The 9,014-nt window shown below is 63.6% G+C and carries 8 protein-coding genes; 5 read left to right on the top strand and 3 right to left on the bottom strand.

Annotated features, from left to right (window positions below; genetic code table 11):
• Positions 1 to 97: 97 nt before the first annotated feature.
• Both Q8R73_RS16470 and Q8R73_RS16465 read right to left on the bottom strand, forming a co-directional pair.
• Entirely contained in the window at positions 98 to 775 is a 678-nt protein-coding gene (locus Q8R73_RS16470; protein WP_305720616.1) for a glutathione S-transferase family protein, read from the bottom strand.
• 1 nt (position 776) lies between these two features.
• The gene (locus tag Q8R73_RS16465) at positions 777 to 1,520 is read right to left on the bottom strand and encodes an SDR family NAD(P)-dependent oxidoreductase (protein WP_305720615.1); all 744 of its coding nucleotides are present in this window, start codon (positions 1,518 to 1,520) and stop codon (positions 777 to 779) included.
• A gap of 224 nt (positions 1,521 to 1,744) precedes the next feature.
• Between Q8R73_RS16465 and Q8R73_RS16460 the strand changes: the two genes are divergently transcribed.
• The 4 genes from Q8R73_RS16460 to Q8R73_RS16445 all read left to right on the top strand — a co-directional run bounded on the left by Q8R73_RS16460 (position 1,745) and on the right by Q8R73_RS16445 (position 6,126).
• A complete protein-coding gene (locus Q8R73_RS16460; protein ID WP_305720614.1) occupies positions 1,745 to 3,304 on the top strand; it encodes a class I adenylate-forming enzyme family protein in 1,560 nt (519 codons plus the stop codon).
• Between the two features lie 55 nt (positions 3,305 to 3,359).
• The gene (locus Q8R73_RS16455; protein ID WP_305720613.1) at positions 3,360 to 4,097 is read left to right on the top strand and encodes an SDR family oxidoreductase; all 738 of its coding nucleotides are present in this window, start codon (positions 3,360 to 3,362) and stop codon (positions 4,095 to 4,097) included.
• 217 nt (positions 4,098 to 4,314) lie between these two features.
• Entirely contained in the window at positions 4,315 to 5,322 is a 1,008-nt protein-coding gene (locus Q8R73_RS16450) for a nitronate monooxygenase family protein (RefSeq protein ID WP_305720612.1), read from the top strand.
• 30 nt (positions 5,323 to 5,352) lie between these two features.
• A complete protein-coding gene (locus tag Q8R73_RS16445) occupies positions 5,353 to 6,126 on the top strand; it encodes an enoyl-CoA hydratase (protein WP_305720611.1) in 774 nt (257 codons plus the stop codon).
• A gap of 629 nt (positions 6,127 to 6,755) precedes the next feature.
• On the opposite strand, the gene Q8R73_RS16440 is transcribed toward Q8R73_RS16445, so the two are convergent.
• Positions 6,756 to 7,637 carry an NAD(P)-dependent oxidoreductase gene (locus Q8R73_RS16440; protein ID WP_305720610.1) on the bottom strand — a complete coding sequence of 294 codons (882 nt, stop codon included), beginning with the start codon at positions 7,635 to 7,637 and terminating at the stop codon, positions 6,756 to 6,758.
• Positions 7,638 to 7,787: 150 nt separating this feature from the next.
• Between Q8R73_RS16440 and Q8R73_RS16435 the strand changes: the two genes are divergently transcribed.
• Complete coding sequence (locus Q8R73_RS16435; protein ID WP_305720609.1) at positions 7,788 to 9,008, top strand: acyl-CoA dehydrogenase family protein; 1,221 nt, start codon at positions 7,788 to 7,790, stop codon at positions 9,006 to 9,008.
• Positions 9,009 to 9,014: the final 6 nt, after the last annotated feature.

Below are 9,014 nucleotides of genomic sequence, written 5' to 3'. Positions count from 1 at the left end.
ACCCCCCACCCCCGACCCCTCCCCACCGCTTCGCGGGAGGAGGGGAGAAGGAAAGCGCGCAGGTTCAGGTGAACGGATAACCACGATCGACGGACGATCACGCCTTTTGCTGCACCGGAACGATCGGCGCCAGGGCGACGTTCGCCGTCTTGGCGAGCTGATAGGCCGGACGGGTCCGGATGCGCTCGAGGTAGGGTTGCGCATTGTCGCAAATGCCGACGCCATAGACGATGGCCCATTCCAGGCAGGTCGTCAGCAGGATGTCGGCGCTGGTGAACCTGTCGCCCATCAGGAACGTGCGACCGTCCGCCAGCGCCACCTCGACATGACGCAATTGCTCGCGGAAATATTCGCCCGCCTTGGCCGCCACCTCGGGTGCGACGCCATAGATCGGGCCGAGCGCGTCGGCGCGATGCCGGCGCATCACGTAAAGGCTGGTCGAATCCAGTTCCGCCACGATGAAAAAGCACCACTCCAGCCACTTCGCGTGCTCACGCGGCGCTTCGGGAATCAGGGATCGCTCCGGCGTCGAATACATCTGCGAGAGATAGGCGACGATCGCGGCACTTTCCCCGATGCAGAAGTCGCCGTCCTGGAGCAGCGGCACCTTCTGGCGGGGATTGAGCCTTGTATATTCCGCGGTCTTGGTTTCGCCGGTCCGCGGTCCGATCGGCTTCGTCTTGTAGGTGAGGCCCAGTTCGTGCATCGCCCAGTGCGGACGAATGGTGCGGCTGGTTCCCACGCCCCACAGCGTCAGGTCGGGTAAGGCTGCCATCTCACCATTTCTCCACGGAGGGCCGTAAATCCAGTTCGTGGGTCCAGCCGTCCCGGGCCTGGTGAAGGGCGAACCAGTACGCCTCCGCGATCGACTCGGTCCTAGTCAGGCTGTCCGGCGGGATATCGCTGGCCTCGATTCCTTTCGCCGCTTTCATGCGCTGATGGATCGCCTCGCTGTCGACGCCGGCGTCGATCAGCAGATGCACGACGTGGATGTTCTTCGGACCGAGTTCACGGGCCATCGCCTGCGCCAGCGCGCGCAGCCCGAACTTGGCCGACGAAAATGCCGCAAAACCCTTGCCGCCGCGGATGCTGGCGGTCGCACCTGTGAACAGTATGGTGCCGCGGCCTCGCGTCAGCATGTGGCGCGTGGCCTCGCGACCGACCAGAAACCCGGCATAACAGGCCAGCTCCCATGCCTTGAAGAACAGTTTCCCGGTGGTTTCCAGCAGCGGCTTGTTGACGTTCGAACCGGCATTGAACAGACCGACCTCGATCGGTCCGATGGTTTCCTCGACCAGGGCAAACAGGCCCTGGACCTCGGCCTCCTGACGGGCGTCGACGCTGAAGGCGTGAACCTCGTGGCCTTCGGCTTTCAACTCCTCGATCAATCCGTTCGACTTGGCGGCGTCGCGGCGGGCGATGCAAACCGCATAGCCGCCGCGCGCGAACCGCCGGGCGACCGCGGCGCCGATGGCATCACCGGCGCCGACCAGCACCGCTACCCCGCGACCTTCAGCCATTGGCGCCCCCCATGAAGTTCTTATTTGATACTAAAGATGTATCGAGCGCTGGCACGCTTGTAAATGGGATTTCTTCTCAGGAAAGAGCTATTAAAGTTGATACCCGTATACTCTCTTGTCCCTCGAGGAGGGGCAAGGGGTCGAGATACGGATTGACGGGTTCTAAAAAAGAACGTTAGATATTCGGCAGTGGCGCCCTCAGGCGCATGTGTGGGAGGTCGGCCGTGGTGGAATTGTCGGAAGCGAACGACCTTGCCGAAATCACAGCCGGGTTGCCGCGCCGCATCCATGATGTCTATGGCCGGCATGTCCTGGGATCTCCCGATCGCGTCGCACTGATCGAGGACGGCGCCGCCTGGACCTATCGCGAACTGGACCGCTCGGTGACCGGTATCGCCGAGGCGCTTCGATCCCTTGGTGTGAGGGCGGGCGACCGCATCATGGTCGTCAGCGAGAACTGCATCGCATTGGCCGGCTTGCTGCTGGCAGCGAGCCGGATCGATGCCTGGGCGATCGTCGCCAATCCGAGATTGTCGGCGCGCGAACTGGACCAGATCCGCGACCATAGCGGCGCGCGACGGATGTTCTTCACCGCCGAGGTCTCGAAGGAAGCGGCGGGTCACGCGTCGCGCTGCGGCGCGGAGATCCGCCGCGTTGGTCCGTTGCTGCAGATCGGCGTCGGTGCGCTGAACGAGGGCGCCGTCGTTGAGCCGGTCGAGGCTGACGCCGCCAAGCAGGTCGCCGTGCTGATCTACACATCGGGCACGACGGGCACGCCGAAGGGTGTGATGCTCACCCACGAAAATATGCTGATCAGCGCCCGAACCACCGCTTATATCCGAAAGATGGATGCGAGCGACAAGATCTATATCGTGCTGCCGATCTCGCACATCGTCGGGATCTCGCTCCTGATCATGACGCTGATGACGGGCGCCACGGTCCGCCTGGCCAGCAAATACGACCCCGCCGCACTCGCCAGGGCCATTGCCGAGGAGGGGATCACGATCCTCAACGGTGTCCCCGCGACCTACCAGCGCCTGCTGGAGTACAAGGCCGTGAAAGGTCTGGCGGCGCTCGGGCGCGGCTCGCTGCGGCTTCTCGCGGTGGCCGGCGCACCGCTCGATCTCGATCTCAAATCGCGGGTGGAGCAGGAATTCGATCTGCCGCTCTCGAACGGTTACGGCATTACCGAATGCTCGCCGGGAATATCCGGCGTACGCTTCGATGCGCCGCGCGCGGATCAGGCGGTCGGTACGCTGCTGCCGGGCGTCGAGGCGCGGATCAGGACGGTCGATGGCCTACCGGTGGCAAAGGGCGAGGTCGGCGAACTCCACGTTCGCGGCCGCAACGTGATGCGAGGTTACTATCGCGCACCGGAGCTGACGGCGAAGGCCATCGACAGCGAAGGCTGGTTCAACACCGGCGATCTCGCGCGTTTCGAGGGCGATTGTCTCTTCATCGTCGGCCGCACCAAGGAGATGATCATCCGATCGGGCTTCAACGTCTATCCCGCGGAAGTCGAGGCGGTTCTCAGTTCCCACGAAGACGTCGTGCAGTCCGCCGTGGTCGGCCGCACGGTCGACGGCAACGAGGAAGTGGTCGCCTTCGTCCAGTTGCTGCAGGGGTCGGCCGTGAAGCCGGCCGATCTGATGGCGTTCATCAGCCCGCAGCTCACGTCGTACAAGCGTCCGTCGGAGATCATCGTGCTCGATGCCTTGCCGGCGACGTCGACCGGCAAGATACTCAAGCACAAGCTCGCGGAATCCCTGCAACAGCGGGCGTAACCGCGATGACGGCCTGCATTCGAAAGCGACAGATTAACCGACCGGGAGAACAGCCTTGCAGAAGAGAAACGCGACCGTGGCCGTGATCGGCGCCGGCGACTTCATCGGCAGCGAAATTGCAAAGAAGTTTGCTTCCGAAGGTTTTACGGTATTCGCCGGACGCCGCAACGGCGCCAAGCTCGAGCCGCTGGTCAAGGAGATCGAGGCGGCAGGCGGCGAAATCCACGCCCGATCGCTCGATGCGCGCAAGGAGGAGGAGATCATTTCCTTCCTGGGCGATGCCGACAAGCACGCGCCGCTCGAAGTCTGCATCTTCAATATCGGGGCCAATGTGAATTTCCCGATCCTGGAGACCACCGAGCGGGTGTTTCGCAAGGTCTGGGAAATGGCCTGCTATTCCGGCTTCCTTGCCGGCCGCGAGGCCGCCCGCCTGATGTTGCCCCGGGGCAGGGGCAACATTTTCTTCACCGGTGCGACCGCCAGCCTGCGCGGCGGATCCGGTTATGCGGCGTTCGCCAGCGCCAAGTTCGGCCTGCGCGCCGTCGCCCAGGCGGCCGCGCGCGAGTTGGGGCCGAAGAACATCCATGTCGCCCATCTCATTATCGATTCCGGCGTCGATACCGAATGGGTGCGACAGCGGCGGATCGAGGCGCTGGGACCTGACGCGCTCGACAATCCGGACCTGCTGATGCCGCCCTCATCGGTCGCTGAATCCTACTGGCTGCTGTATCAGCAGCCGCGCAGCGCCTGGACGTTCGAACTGGAAATACGTCCGTTTGGCGAGAAGTGGTGACTTTTCACTCCCCTCCCTCCACGCGCCCTTGCGCGTGGCGGGGAGGGGTCGGGGGTGGGGGGCGTCTCGGCAGACTCGCTGGCAGCTGTTTTATGACGAGAACCCCCACCCCGACCCCTCCCCACCGCTTCGCGGGAGGGGAGAAAGACGATCCGGGCCGGCTTCAGATGATGTAAGCTTGTGAAAGAAATCGTCAGGAAAACCACCGGAGGAATTCGTGAAAACAGCCATCACTGAAATGTTCGGCATCGAGCATCCCATCATCCAGGGCGGCATGCACTATGTCGGCTTCGCGGAGCTGGCTTCCGCAGTGTCGAATGCCGGCGGCCTTGGAATTATCACCGGTCTGACGCAGCGGACGCCGGAACTGCTGGCCAAGGAGATCGCGCGCTGTCACGACATGACGGACAAGCCGTTTGGTGTGAACCTCACGTTCCTGCCGGCCTTCACCACGCCTCCCTATCCGGAATACATCGCCGCGATCAGGGAAGGCGGCATCAAGATCGTGGAGACCGCGGGGCGCAGCCCCGAGCAATACATGCCGGCGCTCAAGGCTGCCGATATCAAGGTGATCCACAAATGCACCTCGGTCAGGCATTCGCTGAAGGCCGAGGCGATCGGCTGCGACGCGGTCAGCGTCGACGGTTTCGAGTGCGGCGGGCATCCCGGCGAGGACGACATGCCGAACATGATCCTGTTGCCGCGCGCCGCCGAGGAGTTGAAGATTCCCTTCGTGGCCTCGGGGGGGATGGCCGATGCCCGCAGCCTGGTGGCGGCGCTGGCGATGGGCGCGGCCGGCATCAACATGGGTACGCGCTTCATCGCGACCAAGGAAGCGCCGGTGCATGACAACGTCAAGAAGGCACTGGTGGCGGCCTCCGAACTGGACACCCGCCTCGTCATGCGCGCGCTCAGGAACACCGAGCGGGTGCTGAAGAACAAGGCCGTCGACCGGCTGCTGGAAATCGAGCGCGAGAAGGGGGCGAGCCTGAAGATCGCCGACATCCATGACCAGGTTGCCGGCGCCTATCCCAAGGTCATGATCGACGGCGATATGGACGCGGGGGCCTGGAGCTGCGGCATGGTGGCCGGCCTGATCAGGGACGTACCGACCGTGAAGGAATTGATCGACCGTATCATGGCGGATGCCGAGCGCATCATCCGTGACCGGCTGGTCGGTTTCCTCGACGGCGCCGGACAGGAAAAGCCGGCGAAGGTTGCCTGAAACGAAACGCATTCCCCTGAGGAGTTCTTGATGACTGATTATGTGAAGACCGAAGTCGTGGCCGGGATCATGACGTTGACGCTGGCCCGGCCGGACAAGAAGAACGCGCTGAGCAGCGCGATGTATAGTGCCTTGTCCGATGGGCTGGAGCGCGCGGAGAAGGACCCGGCGATTCGGGTCGTCGTATTCCAGGGCGATGGCGACAGCTTTACCGCCGGCAACGACCTCGCCGATTTCGCGGCCCAGGCCGGCAAAAAGGACCGGGGCGAGAATCAGGCAGGCCGCTTCATCAGGAATTTGGGCAAGGCGACCAAGCCGTTGATCGCCGCCGTGCAGGGCAATGCCGTCGGTGTGGGCACCACCATGCTGCTGCACTGCGATCTGGTTTTCCTGGCCGAAACGGCGCGGCTGACCACGCCGTTCGTCAATCTCGCGCTGGTGCCTGAGGCGGCATCAAGCTTGCTGTTGCCGGCGCGGATCGGCCACGTTCGCGCCTATGCGATGTTTGCGCTGGGCGAGCCGCTCGACGCCGCGTCGGCGCTGTCCTGCGGTCTGGCCAATGCGGTAGTGCCGGTGGCCGAACTGCGCAGCCGTGCGCGCGCGGCTGCGGAAGCCCTGACCAAGCGTCCTCCCGGCGCGCTCAGCCACACCAAGGCGCTGATGCGCAATGTCGAGGCGATTGCCGCTCAGATCGATCGCGAGAGTGTTATCTTTGGGGAAAGGCTGCAGACCGCCGAGGCCCGCGAGGCGTTCACGGCATTCGCCGAGCGCCGTCCTCCGGATTTTTCAAGCGCGGCAGGTTAGCCGCGGCGCACGGAATGAACGGGACATTCGCCGTCCGGTTCATTGCGGAACGCGACCGGCGTCGCTTGGCGCGCAAGCGCCACCTGACCGCCCGGTGCGACAAATCAACCCGACGGGTAAAATTCCGCTTAACCTGTCGGGCAAATCACCTTTAGAGACTCGCCTGTCTCACCCGATGAGAGGGGCGGGTCGCGATCGTCACGAACGCGCGGTGGGATGCGGTGGACGCTTGGGTTTGCGACTGACGAGCGCAATTCGAGCGGACGGCGAAATCGTGTGGGCCTGACACCCCGACGCTGGTGTCAAGTCTGCGGGAAGCAAGACTTCCCGCGGATGACGGTGGCAAGAAAGCCCGGTCACCGGGGCGAGCGCGCTATAAGCCGGTAGAACCACTGCGCAGGGAAAGTCGGATTGCCTCCGCTGGACCTGTATGCTCGTGTGCGTTTGTTTTGTGCGAGTTTGCACACGAGACCGCGGGTGCAGCGTGCATCCGGCTTTCCCTGCGCCCTCTTGCTTCAGAGGGCGTAAGAACTGAAGCAAAGCTCGGGCGTATCGCGCCGCGACATCGTGAACCCGTGTTTGCTCGGCGCCCGATGCACCGAACCGGCTGGCTTCCCATCCGGGCTGCATCATCGCTGATTGGTGACGAGGGTCTGCTTCAGCACCTCAAACACCGAGGCCGTATCCTGCTCGCCAAGCCCCATTGCCATAGCCTGCGCGTAAACGGGCTGCGTCAGCGTAAACAGCGGAGTCGCACAGCCGAGCGCGGCGGCAAACCCGGCGATAATGGCCATGTCCTTCTCCCACATCGAAACCTTCATGGTCGGCGGCTCATAAATTCCTTCGACCATCATCGGCGCGCGCATCTGAAACATCCGCGAGCCGCCGGCGCCCGGTCCCACCATGTCGACCACCATCTTCGGATCGAGCCCGGCAAGCTGTGCCAGCAACATCGCTTCGGCGGCGGCGACGTTGTGAATGGCGACCAGATGATTGGCGATGAATTTCATCCGGCTTCCGTTACCGTAGGCGCCGAGGTCAGCGCTTTGCCTGGCGAAGTCGGCAAACAGATCGACGCAGCGGGCAATGGCAGCGCTGTCGCCGCTGGCGTAGACCACGAGATCGCGGTTTTTGGCCTGTGCGCCGGTTCCGCTCAGCGGGCAATCCAGCGCAGTATGGCCGGCCTGCGCCAGGGTGGTTTCGAAGCGAAGCTTGTCGCTGATCGCCAGCGTGGAGAGCTCGAGCACAATCCGCGGCGGCGCAGCGGAGTTGGCGATGCACTGCGCGACATCGTCAACTGCTTCGGGGTTTGGCAGACTGGTCATGATGAAAGGTGCGCTATGCGCGACTCGCCCGATGTCATCGGCGATGATGACATCGGCCAGTGCGAGCTCGGCGCATCGCGCGGCGTCGATGTCAAAGCCGACGACGCGCCACCCGCGCTCGACCAGATTGTGGGCGATCGCGCCACCCATGATTCCAAGCCCGACAATTCCAACGGTCTTGTCCATCGCGTTCGCTCCCAATGAAGGCCGCGCCTTGAATAGTTGGTGATCAGGCGATAAACAACATCGGATAGCTTCGACCGGTCAAGCAGGTTTCGCACGGATCGACCGCATATCGAGACCGCGACGAGTGGCGACATAGCAGGGAATGCTGAAATGGGAGGTGTTGGCGAAACGCCAAAGGCCAGTTCGTCTGCGGACATCAGCAGCTACGCCGCCATGATCGAACGCGCCAAGGCGCTGGTTCCACGCTTGCGCGATCGCGCTCGCAAAACCGAGGAGTTGCGGCGGTTGCCGACGGAAACCGAGCGCGATCTGCATGATGCCGGTCTGTTCCGGATCGTGCAGCCGAAGCGGGTCGGCGGCGCCGAACTCGATTACGTCGCGCTGGTCGATTGCGCCGATGTGCTGGCGCGAGGCGATGCCTCGGTGGCCTGGAATTTTGGCAACCTCGCGAGCCATCACTGGATGCTCGGCATGTTTGCCAGGCGCGCCCAGGATCTGGTCTGGAACGAGGACCCTGACGCCTTGATTGCATCCTCCTTCATCTTTCCTTCCGGCCGCGCCAGCAAGGTCGACGGCGGATACAGCCTGAGGGGCCACTGGCCGTTTTCCTCCGGCGTGAGTTCGAGCGAATGGAACATGCTGGGCGCCGTCGTTTCGTCCGACGATGAGGCCGATGGCATCGAATACCGGATCTTCCTGCTGCACCGGAACGACTACAAGGTCACCGACACCTGGAATGCGAGCGGGTTGCGGGGAACGGGATCAAACGACGTCGAAGTCGCCGACGTCTTCGTCGCCGAACCGATGACCGTCGCGGTGGGCGACCTCGCCGGCGGGCCGACGCCGGGAAGCGCCGACAATCCCAATGCGCTCTATGCGCTGCCGGTATTCTCGCTTTTTCCCTATGTGCTGTCAGGCGCCGCGCTCGGCAATGCGCAGGCCTGCCTGGACGACTATATCGACATCACGCGCCATCGCGCCTCGACCTACAATCGCGCCAGGCTCGGCGATTTCCAGAGCACCCAGATCAAGATTGCCGAGGCTTCCGCGAAGATCGATGCCGCCCGCCTGATCATGCGTTCGAGATGCATCGAGGCGATGGCCGAGGCCCGCTCCGGCCGAATTCCGGATATTGCGGCCAAGACCAGGTTGCGGCGTGACGGGGCCTACTCCGTCAATCTCTGTACCGAAGCGGTGTCGCTGCTGTCTTCCGCCAGCGGCGCGCGCGGCCTGTTCACGACAGGCGACCTGCAGCGGCAGTTTCGCGATGCCCACGCCATCAATTCGCACCTGGCCTTTAATTTCGATGCGGCCGGGACCAATTACGGCCGCGTCGCGCTCGGCCTGCCATCCGAAAACCTGACGCTCTGAGGCCTT

This window comes from Bradyrhizobium sp. (assembly GCF_030697065.1).
In the GTDB taxonomy this organism is placed as follows: domain Bacteria; phylum Pseudomonadota; class Alphaproteobacteria; order Rhizobiales; family Xanthobacteraceae; genus Bradyrhizobium.
This window is presented reverse-complemented; position numbering and strand designations above follow the sequence as displayed.